Origin of the sequence: Citrobacter freundii complex sp. CFNIH9, assembly GCF_002903305.1 — a bacterium.
GTDB classification, from domain to species: domain Bacteria; phylum Pseudomonadota; class Gammaproteobacteria; order Enterobacterales; family Enterobacteriaceae; genus Citrobacter; species Citrobacter portucalensis.
The window spans coordinates 3,274,604-3,300,279 of sequence record NZ_CP026238.1 but is presented as its reverse complement, the minus strand read 5'-3'; the positions used below and the strand labels follow the sequence as shown (position 1 = coordinate 3,300,279).

Here is a 25,676-nt window from a genome sequence, read left to right as displayed (position 1 = left end):
GAACAATTCGGTCTCACTAAAGATTGTATGATCGATTAACACATTGTTTTTGCTAAAGCAAATTCGCGGACACCCCACCTGAAGCATGTTGGTGGCGCTCGTTGCCAGCTTCAGCTTTAGTATATCAACCTGCAACGGGGCGTTGGCGGCCATTCATGCTTCTTATACTGTATAGACCATCTGAGCATTTGCATGTTCCATTTGCCGCGCTTTACGCCTGGCTAAACAAAACTCATGCCGTGTTGTTGGCTATAAGGGACTCCGGATGGCTAAAATAAGAGTTGCTTAATCTCGGTGCCCGTGCGTTAATGATCCGGTCGGTTTGAATAACAGACGATATACAAAGTAGTTTACTCAAGCAGTTCTCATTTTCAGGTGTAATCCGTTTATCCCCTCTTTGAGTCTCTTCATTAAGCACTACGAAGTTTCTGTCATAAAAACCAAGCTTGCCGAAAGGCTCAAATTAAGGAATAAATATATGTCTACTAAAATGACTGGTTTAGTTAAATGGTTCAATCCTGAAAAAGGTTTTGGCTTCATTACGCCTGAAGATGGCAGCAAAGATGTCTTTGTCCATTTCTCAGCGATTCAAAGTAATGAGTTTAAGACGCTGAATGAAAACCAGAAAGTCGAATTCGGTGTGGAGCAGGGACCTAAAGGTCCATCCGCAATTAATGTTGTGGCGCTTTGAGGTAACTATTATTACTAATCATATTCACTTTCGCTGTCCATGTTGCCATGGTTCCCAATACAGAACATCAACCTTTGATGTTACTGAGGGAAATCCGTTCGGGGCAAAATGTATTTTTTGTAAATCAAAAATGATTACATTTGATAACGTAGCAATGTACATTCAGTCCGGCCAGGCGCCATTAGATTTTAGAAAATAATAACTTCAGGCCCCCAAGCATCTGGGGGCTTTTTTATTTCTGGCGGCATGCCAGTCAAATAAAAATAAAAAACGCACCACCTGAAACCGCTACACATCAACAACGATAGCAGTTTTATTTGGCGGGCTTTCCTTTGAGTGTCATAGTATATTGGTTTTATAATGCTTTTGAGATTGTGCTCTTGGCGCAAAAAGGAGATTAATCATGCAGTTTTCGACAACCCCTACGCTGGAAGGACAGAGCATCGTGGAGTACTGCGGTGTTGTTACCGGTGAAGCCATTTTAGGCGCGAATATTTTCCGCGATTTTTTTGCCGGTATTCGTGATATTGTCGGCGGACGCTCCGGCGCGTATGAAAAAGAATTGCGTAAAGCGCGTGAAATTGCTTTTCAGGAGCTGGGCGAACAGGCGAAAGCGCTGGGTGCTGATGCGGTGGTCGGTATCGATATCGATTACGAAACCGTAGGCAAAGACGGTAGCATGCTGATGGTGAGCGTCAGCGGTACCGCGGTGAAAACTCGCCGATGAAACGTCTGTTGTGTCTGCTGGCATTTACGCTGTTGCTGGTGGGATGTGCTGGCGAAAAAGGGATTGTCGACAAAGACGGGTATCAGTTAGATACCCGCCGTCAGGCCCAGGCTGCTTATCCGCGCATTAAAGTACTGGTTATCCATTACACGGCCGATGATTTTGACTCTTCCCTGGCTACGCTGACCGATAAAAACGTCAGTTCACACTATTTGATCCCCGCAGTGCCGCCGCTTTACCATGGTAAACCGCGTATCTGGCAACTGGTGCCGGAAAAAGATCTGGCCTGGCATGCGGGGATTAGCTTCTGGCGCGGCGCTACGCGTATTAACGATACCTCAATTGGTATTGAGCTGGAAAACCGCGGCTGGCAAAAATCAGCGGGCAGCAAGTATTTTGCGCCGTTTGAGCCCGCGCAGATTCAGGCGTTAATCCCATTGGCGAAAGATATCATCGCCCGCTACGACATAAAACCGCAAAACGTGGTGGCTCATGCAGACATTGCGCCGCAGCGTAAGGACGATCCCGGTCCGCTGTTTCCGTGGCAAGCACTGGCCGCTCAGGGCATTGGCGCATGGCCGGATGCTCAGCGTGTGGCATTTTATCTCGCTGGACGAGCGCCCCATACGCCGGTAGAAACCGCGTCATTGCTCGATCTGCTGTCACGCTATGGTTATGAGGTAAAACCTGAGATGACGCCGCGTGAACAGCAGCGGGTGATTATGGCGTTCCAGATGCACTTCCGCCCGACGTTGTGGAATGGCGTGGCGGACGCTGAAACGCAGGCGATTGCTGAAGCGTTACTGGAGAAATACGGGCAGGGTTAACGCAGACACCAATGCCTGATGGCGCTTCGCTTATCAGGCCTACGGTTAATTTGGCAGGATTTTGTGGCGCTTGTGCCGCCACCCTGCAAAGGCTATCAGCCTAACGCGGCAGCTTACCGTGGTCGCGCAGCCAGGCCGCGGTACGCTCAATCCCTTCATCCAGCGTCACAACTGGCTGATAACCTAACTCTTCCTGGGCGCGGCTGGTATCCAGCGTAAAGTCAAAATTCAGCTTCGAAACGCCGTAATGCGTAAGCTTTGGCTCTTTCGCCGATTTATTGCCTAAGCGTTCCATGCTGCGGGCAATCATGTCCAGCATCGGGTAGGGCACGGAACGGATACGGCAATCAATATTCAGCTCGTCGATAAGTTTCTGCACAATACTGCGCAGGGTGCGATGTTCACCGTTGGTTATATTGTACGCGCGACCCGACGGCAGCTTATCGCAGGCTTCCTGACTCGCCAGCCACATCGCGTGAACTGCGTTCTCGTAATAGGTCATATCCACCAGCGCACTCCCGCCATGCGGCAACAGGATGCTGCCGTAGTGGTACATCATATGGGCGAGGCGGGGAATAAAGACTTTATCGTGAGGTCCGAACAAGCTTTGTGGGCGCAAGACAGTAAAGCGAGTCTGCGGGTTAGCCTGGGCGAGCAGCGCAATCACCTCTTCACCAGCCGCTTTGCTGCGGGCGAATTCGTTGGCGAAGCGATGGGGACGGAAGTCTTCTTTGATATCGCGATGATGGTGATAATCAAAATACAGCGACGGAGAGGAGATATGAATAAAGTTACGTACGCCCCAGGCTACGGCCCACTCGCCCAGACGGCGGGTAGCACGAACGTTGGCCAGATCAAAAGCTTCCTGAGTTCCCCATGGAGAGGTGAAACTGGAGCAGTGCCACAGCGTGTCAATGCCGGCCAGCATCACTTTTGCCTGCGAAGAAACCAGCTCGGTCAAATCCGCATGCACAAATTCTGCGCCCATTTTCTCCAGCAGCTTGCCCATCGCTTCGTTGCGACCGGTGGCTCTGACGCTGACGCCTTTGCTGCATAAAAACTCAACCGCGTTTCGGCCCAAGCCGCTGGTGGCTCCGGTAACCAGTACCTTCATATCAATCCACTGTGTTTAAAAAACGTCGTGCGCATTCTTCCGTGAATTACGCCTGTATGCAATGGGAAACATGAAAGAATACAGGCTCTTTTTATCATTAGTCTGTGATTTGTTCTGCAAGTTTGGCTATACGCTTCGCCATCCCCCTGAAAATGAACAGGTGGGCGGGGATCATCAACAGCCAGTAGAAGAGGCCAGGCATACCGTGCGGATGCCACCACGCGCGTACATCAATGCGTCGGTGGTCACCTTTATCTTCCAGTGTGAAGCTCAGACGACCCAGTCCCGGCGCTTTCATTCCAAACAGCAGCGTCAGCTGTTTCTCCGGCTCAACGATGATGACTTTCCAGCTATCAACGGTGTCGCCAACTTGCAATAGTGGGTGTTCGGGACGACCTTTTGCCAGCTTATGGCCGACCAGCAGGTCCAACGCCGCGCGCGTCTTCCATAGAATATTGCCAAAGAAATAGCCTTCTTTGCCGCCGAGTCGATTCACAACCTGCCACAGCGCTTTTGTGCTGGCAGAGGTTTCAACGCTAAAGCCAGCTTGTTTGGCGAAATAGCCATATTCTGGACGCCAGCGGGCAAACGCCTGTGCGTCGTAACCCCAGTCGCTGGAGTTGACCAGCTTCTCTTCTTCCTTCAACGTGCTGCGCACCGCGTCATCAAAGGCAATCAGTTTTTGTGGGATCAGCGCACGTAATTCGGTGTCATCGGCCAGCAGGTCGTGTTTTAAGCCCTGGATCAGCGCTTTGGCCGTGGTTGGCGGCACTGACGTAATGACGTTCAAAAACCAGACCGAAATCCAGCGGGTAGGGAAGGGGATGGGGATGAGCAGGCGATGTTTACCGCTGACCGCCATAAAATGCTCGAACTGTTCCTGATAGCTCAACACCTGCGGCCCGGCGGCTTCGAGGACGCGGTGATGTGGTGTGGGATTTTCCAACAATGCCACCAGATAGTACATTAAATTCTCCAGCGCGATAGGCGTGGTACGCGAGCGTACCCAGCGTGGAGGGGTGAGAACCGGCAGGTTATAAACCATATCGCGCATGACTTCAAAAGCAGCGGAACCAGCCCCCACGATAATGCCCGCGCGCAATTCCGTCATTGGCACGCCTGACTCGCGCAGGGTGTCTGCGGTTATCTGTCGCGCACGCAGATGATCGGATTGTTCATGCCGGGGAGCCTGCAATGAGCTCAGGAAAATAAGCTGTTTAACTGGCGTATTACGCAGCGCATCGCGCACGTTCATCGCGACCTGACGTTCGTGGGCGATAAAATCACCGCCTTCGCCCATACCATGAACCAGATAATAAACCGTATCAACACCCGTCAGCAGCGGGGTGAGGTTATCTGGCCAATTCAAATCGACCTTGTGGCAACTGACATTGGCCAGTTGCTGCTTTTCCAGCCGTTCAATGCGACGTGCCGCAGCCAACACCTGGTGCCCTTGCTGACTGAGCGCCTGTACCAAATGCTGACCAATGTAGCCACTGGCGCCAAGAACCAAAATCCGTTGCGGCACGCCCATCTCCTTATTGGGTTAAAAAAGCGCGCCAGTGGGCGACGACTTCAGCAAGTTGTTCACGTGATACGTCCAGGTGCATCACCAGGCGCACAATCGGGGAGGCGTTAATCAGCACACCTTGCGCTTTCATATACTCGCCCAGCGCGGTAGCGTGCTCTTCGCCAACGCGAACAAACAGCATGTTGGTGTCGTGGCGCATGACGTCCGCCCCTGCTTCGCGCAGCTGCTCCGCCATCCAGGCGGCGTTGTCATGATCTTCCTGTAACCGCGCCACGTTATTTTTCAGCGCATACAGCCCGGCCGCTGCCAGAATACCGGCCTGACGCATTCCGCCGCCGGTCATTTTGCGCCAGCGAATAGCGCGTTTGATGTACTCGTGGCTGCCGACCAGCAGTGAACCAACGGGGGTACCGAGGCCTTTGGAGAGGCAAATGGTGAACGAATCACAGTATTGCGTGACATCTTTAAGTTCACAGCCGTAGGCGACGATGGCGTTAAAAATACGTGCGCCGTCGACGTGCAGGGCAAGATTACGCTCACGGGTGAATTCCCAGGCGTCTTTCAGATACTCGCGCGGCAGCACTTTGCCGTTGTGGGTATTTTCCAGGCTGAGCAAGCGGGTGCGGGCAAAATGGATATCGTCCACTTTGATTTTTGCAGCTACTTTGTCCAGAGGCAGGGAGCCATCCGGTGCGGCGTCGATAGGTTGCGGTTGAATGCTACCGAGCACCGCTGCGCCACCTGCTTCGTAGAGATAGTTATGCGCGCCCTGGCCGGCAATGTACTCTTCGCCACGCTGACAATGGCTGAGCAGCGCCACCAGGTTAGCCTGAGTACCGGTAGGTAAGAAAATAGCGGCTTCTTTACCAGAAAGTTCTGCGGCGTATTGCTGGAGGGCGTTAACGGTAGGGTCGTCTCCATACACGTCATCCCCGACCGGGGCTGCCATCATCTCTTCCAGCATGGCGCGACTCGGCCGGGTGACGGTATCACTGCGTAAATCAATCATGGTGTCTCCTTATTACACTTCATCCTTCAGGCTGCTTCGGCGTTGGCCGCACCCTTAAACCCCAGTCACATAGTATACCTATGCTCCTGGGGATTTTCGGGCTAGCCGCCTTGATGCATCATGAATGATTTTGTGTGTGATTTAATAAGGATGTTTTACCTGAGCCAGTTCGTTTTCGCCAGTTCGATCACTTCATCACCGCGTCCACTGATGATTGCACGCAGCATATACAGGCTAAAACCTTTGGCCTGTTCGAGTTTGATCTGCGGCGGGATCGCCAGCTCTTCTTTCGCCACGACCACATCGACCAGCACCGGGCCGTCAATCGACATCGCCCTTTGTAGCGCTTCATCAACCTCTGAGGATTTTTCCACGCGAATGCCTGTAATGCCACAGGCTTCGGCAATCCGTGCGAAGTTGGTGTCGTGCAGTTCGGTGCCGTCGGTCAGATAACCGCCCGCTTTCATCTCCATTGCGACAAATCCCAGTACGCTGTTGTTGAAGACAATAATCTTCACCGGCAGCTTCATCTGGACAACCGACAGAAAATCTCCCATCAGCATGCTAAAGCCGCCGTCACCGCACATTGCCACAACCTGGCGTCCTGGTTCTGTGGCTTGTGCGCCGAGTGCCTGCGGCATGGCATTCGCCATCGACCCGTGGTTAAACGATCCGAGCAGGCGACGTTTGCCGTTCATTTTCAGATAGCGTGCTGCCCACACCGTTGGCGTACCAACGTCGCAGGTAAAGATGGCATCGTCAGCGGCAAAGTGGCTGATCTGTTGCGCCAGATACTGCGGGTGAATGGCTTTATCGCTGGGTTTGGCTAAATCATCCAGCCCTTTGCGCGCCTCGCGATAGTGCTCCAGCGCTTTGTCCAGGAACTGCCGCTCGGTTTTTTCCTCCACCAGCGGCAGTAGGGCACGTAACGTAGATTTAATATCGCCTACCAGCGCCATATCAACTTTACTGTGCGCGCCAATGCTCGCCGGATTGATATCAATCTGAATAATTTTGGCGTCGGTGGGGTAGAACGGGCGATAGGGGAACTGGGTGCCAAGCAGGATAAGTGTGTCGGCATTCATCATGGTATGGAAGCCGGATGAAAAGCCAATCAGCCCGGTCATACCCACATCATAGGGGTTATCGTACTCAACATGCTCTTTACCACGCAGGGCGTGAACAATCGGCGCTTTGATTTTAGCCGCAAACTCAACCAGTTCTTTATGCGCACCGGCACAGCCACTACCGCACATCAGGGCGATATTGCTGGAGTAGCGCAGCAGTTGCGCCAGTTTTCTCAGCTCTTCTTCTTGTGGAGTCACCACCGGGAGCGGCGCATGATACCAGTGCGTGGTGGCGCTTTCAGGTGCAGGTTTTAGCGCCACGTCACCGGGTAAAACCACCACCGAGACGCCACGATTTAATACGGCTTTACGCATGGCAATTGCCAGCACCTGTGGGATTTGTTCTGGGCTGGAAACCAGCTCGCAATAGTGGCTACATTCGCGGAACAACTCTTGCGGGTGGGTCTCCTGAAAATAACCGCTGCCTATTTCACTGGAGGGAATATGCGCGGCGATTGCCAGTACCGGGACGTGGTTACGGTGACAATCAAACAGCCCGTTGATCAGGTGCAGGTTGCCTGGCCCGCACGAGCCTGCGCAGACGGCCAGTTCGCCCGTCAACTGCGCCTCAGCGCCCGCAGCGAAGGCTGCAACCTCTTCATGACGGGTTGGCATCCAGTCAATTGTTCCCATACGATTCAGACTGTCACTCAGACCATTAAGTGAGTCACCCGTTACACCCCAAATGCGTTTTACACCAGCCTGTTCGAGTGTTTTAGCAATAAAAGCGGCAACCGTTTGTTTCATGGTTTTCCTTCTCCTCTAATGTGATACCGGTTACAAGTTTAGATGAAGATAATAGTTATGCTTCTCATTTCCCCCTTATTTCCGGCAGGTTTCATTTAACCTGTATTAAGCGTAGTTTGTTATTGGACATGGTGAAACAAGGAATAAATTCAAATGGTTATAAAACTATTAAATTCAGTTAACCGAGTACTGACTCACGAAGATTTTGGCAAGTTATTGTTACGCTTTGCCGTCGGTGGGCTGATGCTGTTTCATGGGCTGCATAAACTCTTTGCGGGTATTGATGGCATCAGCGGTATGTTGATAGCGAAAGGTTTCCCAGGCTTTATTGCGTATGGCGTTCTGTTGGGAGAGGTTGTGGCACCGTGCCTGATTATTCTTGGCATCCTGACGCGTCCGGCGGCGTTAGGGCTGGCGTTTACGATGGTTGTGGCATGGCTGATGGTCGGGATGGGGGAAACCTGGACACTGGATAAAACCGGTGCATGGGCGATTGAAAGTCTGGTTTATTTCTTTATCGGCGCGCTGGCCGTGGCGTTTTTGGGAGCGGGGCGTTACTCCGTTGCCGGGAATTCTGCCTGGCGATAGTTACCATCTGAGAGTCAATACCGAGGCGGGAAAGCGTAGCATTGCTCCGCCTCGTCGTTCAATTTGTCGCTAATCTATATGTCGTCACTGTTCCATAGTTTGTGCCGACGTCTCAGCGCTCGCTGCGTCAATGCCCTTGCCATCGCGGCGCCTATTTCAGCGCTGACCACCAGTCCCTGAATAAACGGACGATCGTGCATCAACCACGGCAGCCCGCCAAAAGCGATGCGATTGCGGGCGTTTTCCGGCGCTTGCAGCGTGTAATCTTCGCCGATATCCGGGATCTCATCGCCACAGGCCAGCAGTTGATCGCGTAGTGTTGGGAACGGGATATCTTTGCTCTGCAATGCCCGTTGTCCTCGGGCGTCAATAAACACATCAAATTCGCAGCGCTGACCGTGGTGGGAAATTACCGTCATTTCCTGTTCATTCATGCGCTCATAATCTGTGCCGAGCGCGAGGATCTCAATCAGCCCGGCTTCGTGCAGCGCCAGCAGTCGGCGAACTGACTCTGACGGGATTGCCGCATAGTTATCAATAAATACCCGCGCCAGTCCGCGCCTGAAACGTTTTTCGTCGCGGGTATCAAGATGAGGGACTATCTCCTCGATAACCTCGTGCAGGCGCAGCAAGGTATAGCGCCAGGCGACGGTATGTTGTTTCTGCTTGTTGCGCTCAACTTCTACCAGGTTACGTCTCGCCCAGTCAAAAGGGTCATGCCTGAGCCTGTCGGCGAAATAGGCCTCGGGGAACGTGTCGGCGTTAAGCGTCGCAAGCGCCACCTGTTGGCACCAGCCTGGCGCTGCGTCTTGCAGTTGTTGCGCCATAAGCTGAAAGATGCAGTCCAGTAATCCGTTTTGGCCATGGGCAATGGCATCTTCAATCGCTTCTGGCGTCGCGATATTCAGCGATTCATACGGAAGGGGGCAGTAAAAATCCGCTTCAGGCAGTACCCCGCTGCGCGACATCAGGGTCAGTTTCAGGTTTTGACTGTCGGATTTAGGTGTGAATTGCAGTGAATGGTCGGTATTGGTAGTGAAGGTGCCATGCTGACTGGCCACAGCCATCGCGGCGTCTATAGCGCTTAACGAGGTGCCCAGAATCCCTACCCGGCAAGCACCAATCTGCGCGTCCATCAGACCGGTCCATGGACTGGGGAAAAATTTGTATGCCTGAGCATCCGTTTCAGGCCACAGATGACCAGTGGCGATAGCGGCGAAATCCACCTCAACGGGTTGTGATACGCAGTTGGTCCACACAGAGACCCCATTCGGGGTCGCTTGCAGGTCGGTGACTTCGCTTGATTCATGTACGCGAATCGTGAAACCGGCTTGTTGCGCTTTCTCGACAATGGCTAAAAAACGATCGCGATAATAGTCGCCGAGGATCACGCGGGGCAAAAATTGCCGCTCATGCAAAGACGCGCGTTCAATCTGAAACTGGGCCAGATAGTCATCACTTTGATTTTGTAGCCACGTCAGATAGCTGATATAGATCGGTGGGATCTCAATGCTGGCTATATTTGCCAGCATGTGGTCTGCGTTGTTGTCGCTATTGTAAGGCATGCCAACGCCCGCCTCTTCAGCTTGCTCGTAAAGCTCTATTTCCAGCGGTTCACCGCGCTCAACCAGGGCATGAAACGTATAAATCCCGGTGGGACCGACGCCGACAATGGCCACTTTTTTCATGGGGATCCTTGTAGAAAGTTCGACGTGTTAGTCGGGGATTATGTTTAATCTGCGCAGGGTAAGTGTGGTCGATAATTTGCGGGGAGAGTGAAAACATCAGAATTTTGCAACGCCTGACAGCATAAAAAAAGGCCACCCGGTACAGCCAGGCGGCCTTTTGCACATCAGATACCGGCCAATTACGCCAGCACTAAATCACCCTGCGGATGACAGGAACAAGCCAGCACATAACCTTCAGCGATTTCTGCGTCGGTCAGCGTCATGGTGCTGCTGACCGTGTAGTTACCGTCAACCACTTTGGTTTTGCAGCAGCCGCAAACACCTGCACGGCATGCGGCGACAACCGGAACCTTGTTGCTTTCCAGCGCTTCCAGCAGCGTACTGCCCACTGGCGCGTAGAACTCTTTCGCCGGCTGTAGCTTGGTAAACTTCAGGCCACTGGTGGCGGCTTCGGCAACAGGTGTGAAGAACTGCTCTTTAAAGAAGTGCGTCACACCCAGCGCTTTGACTTCTTTCTCGACCAGATCCATATACGGTGCCGGGCCACAGGTCATCACGGTACGCGAGGTCAGATCCGGTACGCTTTTCAGCAGTTCGGTCGTCAGTCGGCCGGAAACAAAACCTTCTGTGGCATTGTTTTCAGCAACTAATGTCACCGGATATTCGCGCCACTCGTCGGCAAAAATGACATCTTGCGGCGAGCGAACGTTAAAGATTACCTGTACATCCGCTTGTGGGCGGTACTTTGCCAACCAGCGACGCATTGACATGATTGGCGTAACACCACAGCCGGCGGCCAGCATCAGGAACTTGTCTTCAGCTTTATCTTCACAGGTGAACTCACCCATTGCATCCGACAGCCAGATATAGTCGCCGCGCTTCACGTCGCGGGTTAGCCACTGTGAACCTGCGCCATCGTCAATCCGGCGGATGGTCAACGTGATGTACTCGCTAACGCCCGGCGTTGAAGAAATGGTGTAAGCACGCAGCGTATCCGCTGAATTACGTACGCTGACCAGTGCATACTGCCCGGCGCGGTAAGGATAATAATCGTGGCATAGCAACGAAATTGTCCATACATCCGGCGTTTCCTGATGGATGTGGTGAACCTGCATCCGCCATGGGCACTGATGAGTTGGCATTGTCATTCTTTACTCCTTACGCGCTCAGCAGTTGCTTCATGTCTTCTTCAACGGTGGTCACGGAACGCAGACCAAATTTCTCGTTGAGAACTGCCAGCAGATCCGGTGTGAAGAAACCAGGTGCAGTCGGGCCAGTGACGATGTTTTTCACGCCCAGAGACAGCAGGGTCAGCAGAATAACAATCGCTTTCTGTTCGAACCAGGAGAGCACCAGAGACAGCGGCAGATCGTTCACACCACAGCCCAGTTTCTCAGCCAGGGTTACCGCCAGGATGATGGCAGAGTAAGCATCGTTACACTGACCAGCATCCACCAGACGCGGCAGGCCTTCGATATCGCCGAACTCCAGTTTGTTGAAGCGGTATTTACCGCAAGCAAGGGTCAGGATCAGGCAGTCATCCGGCACGCTGGTGGCGAAGTCGGTGAAGTAGTTACGTTCACCACGTGCACCGTCACAACCGCCAACCAGGAAGATGTGACGCAGTTTTTCGCGGCTCACCAGGTCGATCAGGGTATCAGCAGCGCCCAGCAGGGTCTGACGACCGAAACCTACGGTGATAAGGTGCGGGATTTCGCTGTACGGGAAGCCAGCCATCTGCTGTGCCTGAGCGATTACCGGACCGAAGTTGTCGCCTTCGAGGTGGCTCACACCCGGCCAACCGACGATGCTACGGGTCCAGATACGGTCGTCGTACGCGCCAACGGTCGGGTCGATGATGCAGTTAGAGGTCATGACGATCGGACCTGGGAAGCGGGCAAACTCTACCTGCTGGTTCTGCCAGCCGCTGCCGTAGTTGCCGATCAGGTGCTTGAACTTACGCAGCTCCGGGTAGCCGTGCGCCGGCAGCATTTCACCGTGGGTATAAACGTTAACACCAGTACCTTCGGTCTGCTCCAGCAGGTTGTACAGATCTTTCAGGTCGTGACCGGAGATCAGGATGCACTTACCTTCGGTCGCTTTTACGTTGACCTGAGTCGGGGTTGGGTGACCGTATTTGGTGGTTTCACCGGCGTCCAGAATGCTCATCACTTTGAAGTTCATCTGGCCGATTTCCATTGAACACTCCAGCAGAGCGTTCATATCGGCAGGCCAGGTACCCAGCCACGCCATGATTTTGTGGTACTGAGCGTAGATTTCGTTGTCGTACTGACCGAGAACGTGCGCGTGCTCCATGTAAGCTGCCGCACCTTTCAGGCCGTACAGACACAGCAGACGCAGGCCGAGAATGTTCTCGCCAATGGCTGCTTTGTCTTTGTTCGGGGTAAATTCAGCGGCTTGACGTTGCAGGTCGCCCAGATCGTCGCTGACCAGTTGCAGATCGGCCATCGGGTTGGTGACCGCTGCGTTCGCGTCGATGTTCAGGCATTGCGCTTTTAGGGCGTCGCGCATGGCGATAGCTTCACGGGCATAGCCAACAATACGCGGGGAATCGAAGTTAACGTTAGTCAGCGTGGAGAAGAATGCACGCGGCGCAAAGTTATCAACCTCATGGTCGATGATGCCGTATTCACGTGCTTTAACAGCCCATGCAGACAGACCTTGTAGGGAAGCAATCAGCAGATCCTGCAAATCGGAGGTTTCAGCCGTTTTACCGCACATACCCTGCGCGTAAGAGCAGCCGTTTCCTGCCGGAGTACGGATGGTTTGTTCACATTGCACACAAAACATGGTCACACCTTTTAAAGTTATATTTAATATACATGTTTAAGGTTATGCCTGTGCGCGAAGGGATAAAAGGGATTTCTGCTACTACTTGCAGGGAGATTGATTTAGCGCAATTTTGGCGGTAGCTGACTACCGCCAGAGAGGTATTTGTCCCGGCGTCAGGCGGAGAAAAACGCCATTAGCAGAGGCACTAACAGACTCAGAATAAAGCCGTGGACGATGGCTGCCGGGACCATTTCCAGACCGCCGCTGCGTTGTAAAACGGGCAGGGTGAAATCCATTGATGTCGCGCCGCATAATCCCAGCGCGGTAGAGCGGCTGCGGCCCACCATTCCTGGAATCAACATAATGGCGATCAGCTCACGGGCCAGGTCGTTAAAGAAGGCGGCACTACCAATTACGGGCCCGAACGATTCGGTTAACAGAATACCGGACAGGGAATACCAGCCAAAACCTGATGCCATAGCCAGCGCGGTTTTCAGCGGTAGACCGAGGATCAAGGCATTGATAACCCCCGCCAGCATCGAACTGGCGACGACGACGACGGCCACGATCATCCCCCGACGGTTCAGCACAATTTGCTTTAAGGTCATGCCGCTATTGCGCAGTTGAATCCCCACCAGGAACAGTAAAAAGATTAACGTATATTCGCTGGCTTCGGTGGCATGCTGCAGAATGGGAAGCCCAGTGAGGCCGAGCAGGAAACCGATGACGACGACGCCGCAAAGCTGAAGCGACTCAAGCGCCATTGCAATTCGCGAGGGGAGCTTTTCTTGCTTGTGGTTGTGTCTCCAGGGCAGCGAACGCTCCAGCCAGAACAGCGCCGCAATATTACACAGTATAATGACCGTCACGCTGACCGCAGAATAATGAAGAATGGCTAACAGGTTGCTGGCGAGATTATCCAGAAACGCCAGGCTAATACCCATAAAAAAGAGAATAAGGTAGACGATCCAGCTTAACAGGCGATTGATAAGTTGTAATGCAGTCCTGTGCCGGAGCGGAATAAGGTAGCCCACAATAAGGGGAACCAGAATGATTAACAGCCCTGAAAACATGAAAACCAGATCCTTGCTGAGAAGTAAGACGAAATGCGTCACTATAACCTAAATAATTCAAGTTGCAGGAAGGCGGCAAGGGAGTGAATCCCCGGGAGCGTACATAAGTACGTGACTGGGGGGAGCGAGCGCAGTCAACACATCTGCAACTTGAAGTATAACGGGTATACACACTACTCAATGCAAAGAGGGGAGTAAAGTTGCAAATAAAAGGAAATATAGAGAGGAACAAAAAGACCTGACTTTCGCCAGGCCTTTTTGTTAGCGATTAATCGCGTTTTTCGAGCAGGGTGCGGTAAATAAGACCGCCGAGAACCCCACCGATAATCGGCATGACCCAGAAGAACCACAATTGTTGCAATGCCCAGCCGCCCTGGAAAATGGCTACTGCGGTACTACGTGCCGGGTTTACGGAGGTGTTGGTGACCGGAATACTGATCAAGTGAATCAGTGTTAACGCCAGACCAATTGCGATAGGTGCAAAACCTGCCGGAGCATGTTTATCGGTCGCGCCGTGGATCACTAATAAGAAACCTGCGGTCAGAATAATTTCAATGACGACGGCAGAAAGCATGGAATAACCGCCTGGTGAATGTTCACCAAAGCCGTTCGAAGCAAAACCACTGGCCGTTGCATCAAAACCTGCTTTACCGCTGGCAATAAGATACAGTGCCGCAGCTGCAACAATACCGCCCACAACCTGAGCAATAACGTAACCAATAACATCTTTTGCCGGGAAACGACCGCCAGCCCATAAACCGAAGGTTACCGCCGGGTTAAAATGCCCACCTGAAATATGACCCACAGCGAATGCCATGGTTAATACTGTCAGGCCGAATGCCAGCGCGACACCGGCAAATCCAATTCCCAATTCCGGGAATGCGGCTGCCAGCACTGCACTACCGCACCCACCAAAAACGAGCCAAAACGTACCGAAGAATTCAGCTGCTAATTTCCTGAACATAACCACCTCAATTAAAAGTTCCGGGTTCGTGTTCCTTGCCCGGTAATTCATCGCTAAAAGGGACGATGATGAAAGAGCGGGTATTTTAGAAAAAAACATCATCCCTTCGCCAGTTAAATTGATGAAAAAATTTGATTTAAGGCAATATGTTGCGATTCCTTTTTGAATCTTGGGTGAATGAAGCATAGTTCAATTAGCGAAAGGACGATGATTAAGTTCTGAAATTATATTCAGGAGAAAACATAAGAAGAATATTCTTATTTTTTTTGCTTTTGCGATTCACGCCAGATTGATATCGGGTGTCCTGAGCGCTCGCTTGCCGTTATACTCCTGATAACTTGAAGGAAAAAGTTAGCATTTCCGGAGGCTATATGATTCTCGAACGCGTTGAGATTGTTGGATTTCGTGGTATTAACCGTCTGTCGTTGATGCTGGAGCAGAGCAACGTGCTGATTGGGGAGAACGCGTGGGGTAAATCCAGTCTGCTGGATGCCTTAACCCTGCTGCTGTCGCCGGAGTCAGACTTGTATCATTTTGTCCGCGAGGATTTCTGGTTCCCGCCGGGTGATATACAGGGCCGGGAACACCACCTGCACATTATCCTGACGTTTCGTGAATCCCAGCCGGGTCGTCACCGGGTGCGTCGCTATCGTCCTCTGGAAGCCAGTTGGACGCCTTGCCAGGATGGCTATCACCGCATTTTTTATCGCCTGGAAGGCGAGTGTGCGGATGACGGTAGCGTTCTGACCTTGCGCAGTTTTCTTGATGGTGACGGCCATCCATTACCTCTCGATGACATTAACGATCAGGCGCGGCACCTTGTGCGTCTGATGCCGGTACTGCGTCTGCGCGACGCGCGATTCATGCGACGGATCCGCAACGGTACCGTGCCGGACTCGGCGGATGTCGAAGTCACCGCCCGCCAACTGGATTTTCTGGCGCGTGAGCTGGCTACCCGGCCGCAAAACCTGACTGACGGGCAGATCCGCCAGGGGTTATCGGCCATGGTTCAGTTGTTGGAGCACTATTTTTCCGAGCAGGGGGCTGGCCAGTCCCGCTACCGTCTGATGCGCCGTCGCTCCAATAACGAACAACGGAGCTGGCGCTATCTGGACATTATTAACCGCATGATTGATAAACCCGGCGGACGTACGCACCGGGTTATTCTGTTGGGCCTGTTTTCGACCTTGTTGCAGGCCAAAGGCACGCTAAGGCTCGATAAAGACGCCCGACCTTTACTGCTGGTGGAAGATCCGGAAACGCGTTTACATCCCATCATGCTGTCGGTGGCCTGGCACTTGTTGAATTTACTGCCTCTGCAGCGAGTGGCGACCACCAACTCCGGTGAGCTGCTGTCCCTTACGCCTGTTGAGCATGTTGTTCGTCTGGTACGTGAATCATCCCGCGTCGCTGCCTGGCGGCTGGGGCCGGGTGGGATCAGTGCAGAAGATGGTCGGCGAATCGCATTTCATATTCGTTTTAATCGTGCGTCATCGTTGTTTGCCCGCTGCTGGCTGCTGGTGGAAGGTGAAACGGAAACCTGGGTTATTAACGAACTGGCCCGCCAGTGCGGACATCACTTTGATGCAGAAGGGATTAAAGTCATTGAATTTGCCCAGTCCGGTCTTAAGCCGCTGGTTAAATTCGCCCGCCGGATGGGGATAGAGTGGCATGTGCTGGTCGATGGCGATGAAGCCGGGAAAAAGTACGCGGCCACGGTACGTAGCTTATTGAATGACGACAGAGAGGAAGAGCGTGAGCATTTGACCATGCTCCCCGCGCTGGATATGGAACACTTTATGTATCGCCAGGGATTTGCTGACGTCTTTCACCGGGTGGCGCAAATTCCGGAGAATGTGCCTATGAATATGCGCAAAATAATCTCCAAGGCGATACATCGTTCGTCAAAACCGGATTTGGCCATTGAGGTGGCGATGGAAGCCGGGCGGCGGGGCGTTGATGCGGTGCCAACGCTGCTGCGAAAAATGTTTTCCCGCGTGCTGTGGCTGGCACGCGGCAGAGCGGATTAGTGGCGAAACATCGACGACAGCTGCGAATGGATGCTGTCCAGTAGCTGATAGCGGCGGCGGTATTCTGCGCGTTTTTTGCTCGCAATATCCGCCTCGCTTTTTCGCGCCAGCGTGCGCGGAATATGGTAGTACCCGTTGCTGTCGCACTCACCGCCAACCGACTCCCAAAAAGCGTTGTAGTCAGAATGGATCACCTTGTTTTTATCGTGGTAGCGTTGACTGCGAAAGATATGCTGTTCATTACTTACAGCCATAACTTTTTCAATATTCAACTGTTCGGCTAAACGGCAAATGGTTTCCATCACAATACGTTTTGGGAAAATTCCATGGCAGGACTTCGTCGCTTTTTGGATTGCTTCGTGCGGTAGTTGCGCATTGCCCTGCACACCGCCAATAAATAATGTCCTTTTCCCATTATATTCGCAGAACGTAAACGTCATTTTAGTTAGGGAAGGTGCGAACAAGTTCCTGATATGAGATCATCATATTCATCCGGAGCGCATCCCAGAGGGACATCATGAGCCATCAACTCACCTTCGCCGATAGTGAATTCAGCACTAAGCGCCGTCAGACCCGAAAAGAGATTTTCCTCTCCCGCATGGAGCAGATTCTGCCATGGCAGAATATGACCGCTGTCATCGAGCCGTTTTATCCCAAGGCGGGCAATGGCCGACGGCCCTATCCGCTGGAGACCATGCTGCGTATTCACTGCATGCAGCATTGGTACAACCTGAGCGACGGTGCCATGGAAGATGCCCTGTACGAAATCGCCTCCATGCGCCTGTTTGCCCGATTATCCCTGGATAGCGCCCTGCCGGATCGCACCACCATCATGAATTTCCGCCACCTGCTCGAGCAGCATCAACTGGCCCGTCAATTGTTCAAGACCATCAATCGCTGGCTGGCCGAAGCAGGCGTCATGATGACCCAAGGCACTTTGGTGGATGCCACCATCATTGAGGCACCCAGCTCTACCAAGAACAAAGAGCAGCAACGCGATCCGGAGATGCATCAGACCAAGAAAGGCAATCAGTGGCACTTTGGCATGAAGGCCCACATTGGTGTCGATGCCAAGAGTGGCCTGACCCACAGCCTAGTCACCACCGCGGCCAACGAGCATGACCTCAATCAGCTGGGTAATCTGCTTCATGGAGAGGAGCAATTTGTCTCAGCCGATGCCGGCTACCAAGGAGCGCCACAGCGCGAGGAGCTGGCCGAGGTGGATGTGGACTGGCTGATCGCCGAGCGTCCCGGCAGGGTAAAAACCTTGAAGCAGCATCCGCGCAAGAACAAAACGGCCATCAACATCGAATACATGAAAGCCAGCATCCGTGCCAGGGTGGAGCACCCGTTTCGCATCATCAAGCGGCAGTTCGGCTTCGTGAAAGCCAGATACAAAGGGCTGCTGAAAAACGATAACCAACTGGCGATGTTATTCACCCTGGCCAACCTGTTTCGGGTGGACCAAATGATACGTCAGTGGGAGAGATCTCAGTAAAAACCGGAAATAACGCCAGAAATGGTGGAAAAAATAGCCTAAATAGGCTGATTCGATGTGTTTGCGGGAAAAAAATCGGCCCAGATCCGCGAAATTTTAATCAGCGAGTCAGCTTGGGAAGAAATGACCTGCTTATTCGCACCTTCCTTAGCACGTCTCCGTCACCATTGCGCACCTGAATGGTGGCTTCACCCTCTTTATCCAGTACCGGAAACATCATCATGGTGATGGTAAATATATCGCCGTCTTTACCTTCGGTTTGCGCCAGATGTAAGCCGTCATTGCTTAATAAGGCGTTAAATTCAGCGGGTAAGAATGCGTGGCGGATAAAATGGTAATGAAAACGCACCGCATCTAAACGCATTTTGCGGGAGAAGTTTGCCGCAAGATAAGGACGGTGCAAACGAACCGGCAGTCGGGGTTGACGGGCGAGCAGAGGGCCAAGATCCGGCCATTGGGCCAGTTCAGTCATCCATTCCTGAGTGAGGCGGGGTATCAATAATGAACGCCAGATAAACTTACGACGAAAGCTCCGTTTATCCCAGCAATGTGCGGGCCGTAAATGACCGCTGCTCAGGCTGAAAAAAAGGCCAAAACGCGTGACTGGTTTGGTGGAAAGAAAAGTGCTTTCAGTTAGCTGGCTCATAATATAAATCCGATTGATACCTTTGTACTAATTTCAGCACAGCGGATCTTAACCATTCATCAATAACTCTGTTATTCTTGCGCTTTTCAACGGCGATTTATTTAACGTTGATGTTTAGCACTCCACTCTGGTGGGCGTATTGGGGGAATTGGGACATTTATGAAGCTCAAGGGAAAAATCAAAAAACGCTATTTTCTGTTCGCCGTTGTCCTTATTGTGGCGGCAATTGCACTTTGGCGAACGCTTAATGCGCCTTTACCTCAGTATCAAACATTAATTGTTCGTCCTGGCGATCTGCAACAAAGCGTGCTGGCGACCGGTAAGCTGGATGCGCTGCGTAAAGTTGACGTCGGGGCGCAGGTCAGCGGGCAGTTAAAAACGCTGTCGGTCGCGATTGGCGATAAAGTGAAAAAAGATCAGTTGCTCGGTGTTATCGATCCTGAACAGGCGCAAAACCAAATCAAAGAGGTTGAAGCGACGCTAATGGAATTGCGCGCCCAGCGTTTACAAGCCGAAGCTGAGTGGAAGCTGGCGCGGGTCACTCTCTCCCGCCAACAACAGCTGGCGAAAACTCAGGCCGTTTCACAGCAGGATCTCGACACGGCGGCCACCGAAATGGCGGTCAAACAGGCGCAAATTGGCACAATTGACGCGCAAATTAAGCGTAATCAGGCCTCTCTCGATACGGCAAAAACCAACCTTGATTACACCCGCATCGTTGCGCCAATGGCTGGCGAAGTAACGCAAATTACTACCCTGCAAGGGCAAACCGTTATTGCCGCCCAGCAGGCCCCTAATATTCTGACCCTGGCGGATATGAGCACCATGCTGGTAAAAGCGCAGGTTTCTGAGGCTGATGTAATTCACCTGCATCCGGGGCAAAAGGCCTGGTTTACCGTGCTGGGCGATCCGCAGACGCGCTACGAAGGTAAGCTCAAAGATGTTCTCCCGACGCCAGAGAAAGTGAATGATGCGATTTTCTACTATGCCCGCTTCGAAGTTCCCAACCCGAAAGGGATCCTGCGCCTGGATATGACCGCGCAGGTCCATATCCAGCTCACTGATGTCAAAAATGTCCTGACGATCCCGCTGTCGGCGCTGGGCGATCCTATCGGCAATAATCGTTATAACGTCAGGTTGCTGCGTAACGGCGAAACCCGCGAACGTGAAGTGGTTATCGGCGCGCGTAATGACACCGATGTGGAGATCGTGAAAGGGCTGGAAGAGGGGGATGAAGTCATTACCGGTGAGGGCAACGCTGGAGCTGCAAAATGACAGCTTTGCTTGAGCTGAGCCATATCCGCCGCAGCTATCCGTCAGGTGAAGGCCAGGTTGAGGTGTTGAAGGACGTATCCTTGAGCATTCAGGCCGGGGAAATGGTGGCGATTGTCGGGGCGTCGGGTTCGGGTAAATCGACGCTGATGAACATTCTCGGCTGTCTGGATAAGCCAACCAGCGGTACGTATTGGGTTGCCGGACGCGATGTCTCTACGCTGGATAGCGATGCGCTAGCGCAACTCCGTCGTGAGCATTTTGGTTTTATCTTCCAGCGCTATCACCTGCTGTCGCATTTAACCGCCGCACAAAACGTTGAGGTACCGGCGGTCTACGCGGGCACTGAACGTAAGCAGCGCCTGGCGCGTGCGCAGGAATTACTCCAGCGGCTGGGGTTGGGTGACCGGGTTGACTATCAACCTTCCCAGCTTTCCGGTGGTCAGCAGCAGCGGGTCAGTATCGCGCGTGCGCTGATGAACGGAGGGCAGGTTATTCTTGCCGACGAACCCACCGGTGCACTGGATAGCCATTCCGGCGAAGAGGTGATGGCGATTTTGCATCAGCTGCGCGATCGCGGGCATACGGTAATTATCGTTACTCACGACAGCCAGGTCGCCGCGCAGGCCGAACGGGTCATTGAAATTCGTGACGGCGAGATTGTGCGCAATCCACCGCCACAGAACCCCTCTGGCGGACGCGATATCGCGGAGCCAACGGTGAAAACGGCATCCGGCTGGAGCCAGTTTGTCAGCGGTTTTCGTGAAGCGCTTACCATGGCCTGGCTGGCAATGGCCGCGAATAAGATGCGTACGCTACTGACCATGCTTGGGATCATCATCGGTATTGCTTCGGTGGTATCGATCGTGGTGGTAGGCGATGCGGCTAAACAACTGGTACTGGCAGATATTCGCGCTATTGGTACTAACACCATTGATATCTATCCAGGCAAAGACTTCGGCGACGACGATCCGCAATATCAACAGGCGTTGAAGTATGACGATTTGACGGCGCTACAGAAGCAGCCCTGGGTCAGTTCAGTAACGCCTGCGGTGTCGAAGAACCTGCGGTTACGCTATGGCAATATCGACGTTGCTGCCAGTGCTAATGGCGTTAGCGGCGACTATTTCAACGTCTATGGCATGACATTTAGCGAAGGGACCACCTTTAACGCCGAGCAACTGGCGGGCCGTGCTCAGGTGGTGGTGCTCGACAGCAATACCCGTCGTCAGTTGTTCCCCAATAAAGCGAAAGTTGTTGGCGAAGTCGTGCTGGTGGGGAATATGCCTGCCACGGTGATTGGTGTTGCAGAAGAGAAACAGTCGATGTTTGGCAGTAGCAAGATCCTGCGGGTCTGGCTGCCTTATAGCACTATGTCCGGGCGCATTATGGGACAGTCGTGGCTGAACTCGATCACCGTGCGAGTGAAGGATGGTTTTGACAGTGCCCAGGCCGAACAGCAACTGACCCGACTGTTGACGTTGCGCCACGGTAAGAAGGATTTCTTCACCTGGAATATGGACGGCATCTTGAAAACCGCCGAAAAGACCACACGTACATTACAACTCTTCCTGACGCTGGTGGCGGTGATTTCGCTGGTGGTCGGTGGGATTGGCGTGATGAATATTATGCTGGTTTCAGTAACCGAACGAACGCGTGAGATTGGCATTCGTATGGCGGTTGGCGCTCGCGCCAGTGACGTGCTGCAACAGTTCTTAATTGAAGCTGTGTTGGTGTGTCTGGTTGGCGGCGCGTTGGGCATTAGCCTGTCGATGCTGATCGCTTTTACGCTACAGCTATTTCTGCCGGGCTGGGAAATTGGATTCTCACCCGTCGCGCTGTTGACGGCGTTCCTGTGTTCGACTGCAACCGGGGTGTTGTTTGGCTGGCTACCGGCGCGGAATGCGGCACGTCTGGATCCGGTAGATGCTCTGGCGCGGGAATAATGCCACAGAGATAAAAATGCCAGCCGCAAGGGCTGGCATTTTGACTGCGGGATGTACACAATGAGACAGAAGAGCTATGCGACAGCTTCTGCTTCAATGACAGGCACGATGACACTGGCATGATTGCCTTTTGGCCCCTGGTGGACATCAAACTGGACAGACTGTCCGGCTTTTAGCGTTCTGTAACCATCCATCTGAATGGTGGAGTAATGGGCGAAAATATCTTCGCCGCCGCCTTCGGGGCAAATGAAACCAAACCCTTTGGCGTTGTTGAACCACTTAACAGTACCCGTTTCCATACTTCGACATCCTTCGTAAATCTTATATAAGTAAGATGGAATGAACCGGTGGCGGAGTGGGGGCTGTTCAAAACCTCGCCAACTCTCGAGACTACAATTTAGAGAAATCAGGCGGGGCGTCAAGCGCCATGCAGACGGAATAGGGTAAAAATGCATCAAAATTTGAAGCAGTTAACGCTATTGTCGGTTATGTGACAGATGTCGCGGATGGCACTAATAGATGATAGTTATCTAATACTTGAGGTAGATTGATTGTGCGCATAGGCTGCTTGTCAGCGGCAAGATTTTCTGCCGGAAACCGTAACTGAAGATGACGACTGACAATGGGTAAGACGAACGACTGGCTGGATTTCGATCTGCTGGCGGAAGACAAATTGCGCGACGCGCTAAAACCGCCATCTATGTATAAAGTGATATTAGTCAATGATGATTACACTCCGATGGAGTTTGTTATTGACGTGTTACAAAAATTCTTTTCTTATGATGTAGAACGTGCAACGCAACTGATGCTTGCAGTTCACTATCAAGGCAAAGCTATCTGCGGCGTGTTTACTGCCGAAGTGGCTGAAACCAAAGTAGCGATGGTGAACAAATATGCGAGGGAGAACGAGCATCCGTTGCTGTGTACGCTGGAAAAAGCCTGAATGCAGGCATAAACATTGGGGGAGGTGCCTATGCTCAATCAAGAACTGGAACTCAGTTTAAACATGGCTTTCGCCAGAGCGCGCGAGCACCGACATGAGTTTATGACCGTCGAGCACTTGTTACTGGCGTTGCTCAGTAACCCATCGGCCCGCGAAGCGCTGGAAGCGTGTTCTGTGGATCTGGTGGCGCTCCGTCAGGAACTCGAAGCCTTCATTGAACAGACCACACCTGTATTGCCTGCCAGTGAGGAAGAACGCGACACGCAGCCAACGTTGAGTTTTCAGCGCGTACTGCAACGTGCGGTCTTTCATGTTCAGTCCTCCGGGCGTAATGAAGTTACCGGCGCAAATGTGCTGGTCGCTATCTTCAGCGAGCAGGAATCTCAGGCGGCTTATCTGCTGCGTAAGCATGAAGTGAGCCGCCTTGATGTGGTGAATTTTATTTCTCATGGCACGCGCAAAGACGAACCCAGTCAGTCTTCTGACTCTGGGAATCAGCCAAATAACGAAGAGCAAGCTGGCGGGGAGGACCGTATGGAAAACTTCACGACTAACCTTAACCAGCTTGCCCGAGTGGGCGGAATTGATCCGCTCATTGGCCGGGACAAAGAGCTGGAGCGCGCCATTCAGGTACTGTGCCGTCGCAGAAAAAACAACCCGCTGCTGGTGGGAGAGTCTGGTGTCGGTAAAACCGCCATTGCTGAAGGCCTTGCCTGGCGTATCGTCCAGGGTGATGTGCCTGAAATCATGGCTGATTGCACCCTTTACTCCCTGGATATCGGCTCGCTGTTGGCTGGCACCAAATATCGCGGTGATTTTGAGAAACGCTTTAAGGCGCTGCTGAAACAGCTGGAACAGGATACTAACAGCATTCTGTTTATCGATGAGATCCACACCATTATCGGTGCGGGTGCGGCATCGGGCGGCCAGGTGGATGCGGCTAACCTGATCAAGCCGTTGCTCTCCAGCGGTAAGATCCGTGTGATAGGGTCCACAACCTATCAGGAATTCAGCAATATCTTTGAAAAGGATCGTGCGTTAGCGCGCCGTTTCCAGAAAATCGATGTCACTGAGCCATCGGTAGAAGAGACCGTGCAGATAATCAACGGTCTGAAGCCGAAATACGAAGCGCACCATGACGTCCGCTATACCGCCAAAGCGGTGCGTGCAGCGGTCGAACTGGCGGTGAAATACATTAACGATCGTCATCTGCCGGATAAAGCGATTGACGTGATCGATGAGGCGGGCGCGCGTGCGCGTCTGATGCCGGTCAGCAAGCGCAAGAAAACCGTCAACGTGGCGGATATCGAGTCCGTTGTGGCCCGCATTGCGCGGATCCCGGAGAAGAGCGTTTCGCAGAGCGATCGCGACACGCTGAAAAACCTGGGCAACCGTCTGAAAATGCTGGTATTCGGACAGGATAAAGCCATTGAGGCGCTGACTGAAGCGATCAAAATGAGCCGTGCCGGTCTGGGACACGAGCATAAACCGGTCGGTTCGTTCCTGTTTGCCGGACCAACTGGCGTCGGTAAGACCGAAGTCACGGTACAGTTGTCCAAAGCGCTGGGTATTGAACTGCTGCGTTTTGATATGTCCGAATATATGGAACGCCACACCGTCAGCCGCCTGATTGGTGCGCCTCCGGGGTATGTCGGTTTCGACCAGGGCGGTTTGCTGACCGATGCTGTTATTAAGCATCCGCATGCGGTACTGCTGCTGGATGAAATCGAAAAAGCGCACCCGGATGTCTTTAACCTGCTGCTGCAAGTGATGGATAACGGCACGCTGACCGACAATAACGGGCGTAAAGCGGATTTCCGCAACGTGGTGCTGGTCATGACCACCAACGCCGGTGTGCGTGAAACTGAGCGTAAATCGATTGGGTTGATTCATCAGGACAACAGTACTGATGCAATGGGCGAAATCAAAAAAGTGTTTACGCCGGAATTCCGTAACCGTCTCGACAACATTATCTGGTTTGATCATCTCTCTACCGAGGTGATTCATCAGGTTGTTGATAAGTTTATCGTCGAGCTTCAGGTTCAGCTGGATCAGAAAGGTGTCTCTCTGGAAGTGAGCCAGGAAGCACGTGACTGGCTGGCAGAGAAAGGCTACGACCGCGCAATGGGCGCACGTCCAATGACGCGTGTGGTCCAGGATAACCTGAAAAAACCATTGGCTAACGAACTGTTGTTTGGTTCGCTGGTGGATGGTGGCCAGGTGACCGTTGCGCTGGATAAAGAGAAAAATGAGCTGACCTATGGCTTCCAGAGTGCGCAAAAGCACAAGCCAGAAGCCGCACATTAATCTTTAATCACCTAATCAGCCGGGCGTAATGCCCGGTTTTTTTTCGCCTGATAAAAGTGATTTGAATTGGGATATTCAGGGAGTTTAAACGGCAGGCAAAAAATAAGCCTGCGTAAGGGAGATTACGCAGGCTAAGGAGGTGGTTCCTGGTACAG

The 25,676-nt window shown here is 52.6% G+C and carries 23 protein-coding genes and 1 pseudogene; 12 read left to right on the top strand and 12 right to left on the bottom strand.

Annotated elements, in window-relative coordinates; translation table 11 throughout:
- Positions 1–478 precede the first annotated feature (478 nt).
- The 4 genes from cspG to C2U43_RS16935 all read left to right on the top strand — a co-directional run bounded on the left by cspG (position 479) and on the right by C2U43_RS16935 (position 2,245).
- Complete coding sequence (gene cspG, locus C2U43_RS16950; protein ID WP_103285536.1) at positions 479–691, top strand: cold shock protein CspG; 213 nt, start codon at positions 479–481, stop codon at positions 689–691.
- A 10-nt stretch (positions 692–701) separates the two neighbouring features.
- Positions 702–890: a cold shock small protein YmcF gene (ymcF, locus tag C2U43_RS16945; RefSeq protein ID WP_071692589.1), complete on the top strand. Its 189-nt coding sequence runs from the start codon at positions 702–704 to the stop codon at positions 888–890.
- Positions 891–1,094: 204 nt separating this feature from the next.
- On the top strand, positions 1,095–1,418 hold the full coding sequence (locus C2U43_RS16940) for a heavy metal-binding domain-containing protein (RefSeq protein ID WP_001160725.1): 324 nt from the start codon (positions 1,095–1,097) through the stop codon (positions 1,416–1,418).
- Entirely contained in the window at positions 1,415–2,245 is an 831-nt protein-coding gene (locus C2U43_RS16935; RefSeq protein WP_032943958.1) for an N-acetylmuramoyl-L-alanine amidase, read from the top strand. Before C2U43_RS16940 ends, C2U43_RS16935 begins: the two co-directional genes overlap by 4 nt.
- A gap of 100 nt (positions 2,246–2,345) precedes the next feature.
- On the opposite strand, the gene C2U43_RS16930 is transcribed toward C2U43_RS16935, so the two are convergent.
- The 4 genes from C2U43_RS16930 to poxB all read right to left on the bottom strand — a co-directional run bounded on the left by C2U43_RS16930 (position 2,346) and on the right by poxB (position 7,773).
- Complete coding sequence (locus C2U43_RS16930; RefSeq protein WP_003834312.1) at positions 2,346–3,359, bottom strand: NAD-dependent epimerase/dehydratase family protein; 1,014 nt, start codon at positions 3,357–3,359, stop codon at positions 2,346–2,348.
- A gap of 97 nt (positions 3,360–3,456) precedes the next feature.
- Complete coding sequence (locus tag C2U43_RS16925; protein WP_048216410.1) at positions 3,457–4,887, bottom strand: SDR family oxidoreductase; 1,431 nt, start codon at positions 4,885–4,887, stop codon at positions 3,457–3,459.
- A gap of 10 nt (positions 4,888–4,897) precedes the next feature.
- Positions 4,898–5,899, bottom strand: a complete 1,002-nt coding sequence (gene ltaE / locus C2U43_RS16920; protein WP_048234951.1) for a low-specificity L-threonine aldolase — start codon at positions 5,897–5,899, stop codon at positions 4,898–4,900.
- A 155-nt stretch (positions 5,900–6,054) separates the two neighbouring features.
- The gene (gene poxB / locus C2U43_RS16915; RefSeq protein WP_032943955.1) at positions 6,055–7,773 is read right to left on the bottom strand and encodes a ubiquinone-dependent pyruvate dehydrogenase; all 1,719 of its coding nucleotides are present in this window, start codon (positions 7,771–7,773) and stop codon (positions 6,055–6,057) included.
- A 153-nt stretch (positions 7,774–7,926) separates the two neighbouring features.
- Between poxB and C2U43_RS16910 the strand changes: the two genes are divergently transcribed.
- Positions 7,927–8,361, top strand: coding sequence for a DoxX family protein (locus tag C2U43_RS16910; RefSeq protein ID WP_003834302.1), 435 nt, complete (start codon positions 7,927–7,929; stop codon positions 8,359–8,361).
- A gap of 74 nt (positions 8,362–8,435) precedes the next feature.
- On the opposite strand, the gene C2U43_RS16905 is transcribed toward C2U43_RS16910, so the two are convergent.
- The 5 genes from C2U43_RS16905 to aqpZ form a co-directional block, all read right to left on the bottom strand.
- Complete coding sequence (locus C2U43_RS16905) at positions 8,436–10,049, bottom strand: FAD-NAD(P)-binding protein (protein WP_103285535.1); 1,614 nt, start codon at positions 10,047–10,049, stop codon at positions 8,436–8,438.
- 179 nt (positions 10,050–10,228) lie between these two features.
- Positions 10,229–11,197: an NADH oxidoreductase gene (gene hcr, locus C2U43_RS16900; protein ID WP_103285534.1), complete on the bottom strand. Its 969-nt coding sequence runs from the start codon at positions 11,195–11,197 to the stop codon at positions 10,229–10,231.
- 10 nt (positions 11,198–11,207) lie between these two features.
- Positions 11,208–12,860, bottom strand: a complete 1,653-nt coding sequence (gene hcp / locus C2U43_RS16895) for a hydroxylamine reductase (protein ID WP_008785224.1) — start codon at positions 12,858–12,860, stop codon at positions 11,208–11,210.
- A gap of 155 nt (positions 12,861–13,015) precedes the next feature.
- On the bottom strand, positions 13,016–13,915 hold the full coding sequence (locus C2U43_RS16890) for a lysine exporter LysO family protein (protein ID WP_016150624.1): 900 nt from the start codon (positions 13,913–13,915) through the stop codon (positions 13,016–13,018).
- 268 nt (positions 13,916–14,183) lie between these two features.
- Positions 14,184–14,879 (bottom strand): aquaporin Z, encoded by a 696-nt coding sequence (gene aqpZ, locus C2U43_RS16885; protein WP_003840208.1) that lies wholly within the window; start codon positions 14,877–14,879, stop codon positions 14,184–14,186.
- 371 nt (positions 14,880–15,250) lie between these two features.
- On the opposite strand from aqpZ, the gene C2U43_RS16880 reads away from it, so the two are divergent.
- Positions 15,251–16,909, top strand: coding sequence for an ATP-dependent endonuclease (locus C2U43_RS16880; protein ID WP_003834292.1), 1,659 nt, complete (start codon positions 15,251–15,253; stop codon positions 16,907–16,909).
- On the opposite strand, the pseudogene C2U43_RS16875 reads toward C2U43_RS16880, so the two are convergent.
- A pseudogene (locus C2U43_RS16875) lies at positions 16,906–17,358 on the bottom strand (VirK/YbjX family protein); the annotation flags it as partial. The gene C2U43_RS16880 and the pseudogene C2U43_RS16875 sit on opposite strands and share 4 nt — an antisense overlap.
- Before the next feature lie 68 nt (positions 17,359–17,426).
- Here C2U43_RS16875 and C2U43_RS16870 point away from each other — a divergent pair.
- Positions 17,427–18,407, top strand: coding sequence for an IS5-like element ISKpn26 family transposase (locus C2U43_RS16870; RefSeq protein ID WP_000019450.1), 981 nt, complete (start codon positions 17,427–17,429; stop codon positions 18,405–18,407).
- Positions 18,389–18,586, top strand: coding sequence for a hypothetical protein (locus tag C2U43_RS30095; protein WP_327003478.1), 198 nt, complete (start codon positions 18,389–18,391; stop codon positions 18,584–18,586). Before C2U43_RS16870 ends, C2U43_RS30095 begins: the two co-directional genes overlap by 19 nt.
- On the opposite strand, the gene C2U43_RS16865 is transcribed toward C2U43_RS30095, so the two are convergent.
- Entirely contained in the window at positions 18,508–19,053 is a 546-nt protein-coding gene (locus C2U43_RS16865; RefSeq protein ID WP_233899544.1) for a DUF535 family protein, read from the bottom strand. The two genes, C2U43_RS30095 and C2U43_RS16865, sit on opposite strands and share 79 nt — an antisense overlap.
- Positions 19,054–19,212: 159 nt before the next feature.
- Here C2U43_RS16865 and macA point away from each other — a divergent pair, with 159 nt between their 5' ends.
- On the top strand, positions 19,213–20,328 hold the full coding sequence (gene macA, locus C2U43_RS16860; RefSeq protein ID WP_071444783.1) for a macrolide transporter subunit MacA: 1,116 nt from the start codon (positions 19,213–19,215) through the stop codon (positions 20,326–20,328).
- A complete protein-coding gene (macB, locus tag C2U43_RS16855; RefSeq protein ID WP_103285533.1) occupies positions 20,325–22,271 on the top strand; it encodes a macrolide ABC transporter ATP-binding protein/permease MacB in 1,947 nt (648 codons plus the stop codon). The genes macA and macB overlap by 4 nt, the downstream gene beginning before the upstream one ends.
- Positions 22,272–22,345: 74 nt before the next feature.
- Here the strand turns inward: macB and cspD are convergent, their stop codons facing one another.
- Positions 22,346–22,570: a cold shock-like protein CspD gene (cspD, locus tag C2U43_RS16850; RefSeq protein WP_003036813.1), complete on the bottom strand. Its 225-nt coding sequence runs from the start codon at positions 22,568–22,570 to the stop codon at positions 22,346–22,348.
- Between the two features lie 323 nt (positions 22,571–22,893).
- On the opposite strand from cspD, the gene clpS reads away from it, so the two are divergent.
- Positions 22,894–23,214: an ATP-dependent Clp protease adapter ClpS gene (gene clpS / locus C2U43_RS16845; protein ID WP_003036810.1), complete on the top strand. Its 321-nt coding sequence runs from the start codon at positions 22,894–22,896 to the stop codon at positions 23,212–23,214.
- Between the two features lie 30 nt (positions 23,215–23,244).
- Positions 23,245–25,521, top strand: coding sequence for an ATP-dependent Clp protease ATP-binding subunit ClpA (clpA, locus tag C2U43_RS16840; RefSeq protein WP_003036804.1), 2,277 nt, complete (start codon positions 23,245–23,247; stop codon positions 25,519–25,521).
- Positions 25,522–25,676 lie beyond the last annotated feature (155 nt).

Bases quoted from the DNA above. Each gene is read 5' to 3' on its own strand.
- C2U43_RS16870 (WP_000019450.1), top strand. From the start codon at position 17,427: ATGAGCCATCAACTCACCTTCGCCGATAGTGAATTCAGCACTAAGCGC.
- ltaE (WP_048234951.1), bottom strand. From the start codon at position 5,899: ATGATTGATTTACGCAGTGATACCGTCACCCGGCCGAGTCGCGCCATG.
- hcr (WP_103285534.1), bottom strand. From the start codon at position 11,197: ATGACAATGCCAACTCATCAGTGCCCATGGCGGATGCAGGTTCACCAC.
- cspD (WP_003036813.1), bottom strand. From the start codon at position 22,570: ATGGAAACGGGTACTGTTAAGTGGTTCAACAACGCCAAAGGGTTTGGT.
- macA (WP_071444783.1), top strand. From the start codon at position 19,213: ATGAAGCTCAAGGGAAAAATCAAAAAACGCTATTTTCTGTTCGCCGTT.
- C2U43_RS16910 (WP_003834302.1), top strand. From the start codon at position 7,927: ATGGTTATAAAACTATTAAATTCAGTTAACCGAGTACTGACTCACGAA.
- clpA (WP_003036804.1), top strand. From the start codon at position 23,245: ATGCTCAATCAAGAACTGGAACTCAGTTTAAACATGGCTTTCGCCAGA.
- C2U43_RS16890 (WP_016150624.1), bottom strand. From the start codon at position 13,915: ATGTTTTCAGGGCTGTTAATCATTCTGGTTCCCCTTATTGTGGGCTAC.
- aqpZ (WP_003840208.1), bottom strand. From the start codon at position 14,879: ATGTTCAGGAAATTAGCAGCTGAATTCTTCGGTACGTTTTGGCTCGTT.
- clpS (WP_003036810.1), top strand. From the start codon at position 22,894: ATGGGTAAGACGAACGACTGGCTGGATTTCGATCTGCTGGCGGAAGAC.
- C2U43_RS16935 (WP_032943958.1), top strand. From the start codon at position 1,415: ATGAAACGTCTGTTGTGTCTGCTGGCATTTACGCTGTTGCTGGTGGGA.
- C2U43_RS16940 (WP_001160725.1), top strand. From the start codon at position 1,095: ATGCAGTTTTCGACAACCCCTACGCTGGAAGGACAGAGCATCGTGGAG.
- macB (WP_103285533.1), top strand. From the start codon at position 20,325: ATGACAGCTTTGCTTGAGCTGAGCCATATCCGCCGCAGCTATCCGTCA.
- cspG (WP_103285536.1), top strand. From the start codon at position 479: ATGTCTACTAAAATGACTGGTTTAGTTAAATGGTTCAATCCTGAAAAA.
- hcp (WP_008785224.1), bottom strand. From the start codon at position 12,860: ATGTTTTGTGTGCAATGTGAACAAACCATCCGTACTCCGGCAGGAAAC.
- C2U43_RS16880 (WP_003834292.1), top strand. From the start codon at position 15,251: ATGATTCTCGAACGCGTTGAGATTGTTGGATTTCGTGGTATTAACCGT.
- C2U43_RS16930 (WP_003834312.1), bottom strand. From the start codon at position 3,359: ATGAAGGTACTGGTTACCGGAGCCACCAGCGGCTTGGGCCGAAACGCG.
- C2U43_RS16905 (WP_103285535.1), bottom strand. From the start codon at position 10,049: ATGAAAAAAGTGGCCATTGTCGGCGTCGGTCCCACCGGGATTTATACG.
- C2U43_RS16865 (WP_233899544.1), bottom strand. From the start codon at position 19,053: ATGAGCCAGCTAACTGAAAGCACTTTTCTTTCCACCAAACCAGTCACG.
- poxB (WP_032943955.1), bottom strand. From the start codon at position 7,773: ATGAAACAAACGGTTGCCGCTTTTATTGCTAAAACACTCGAACAGGCT.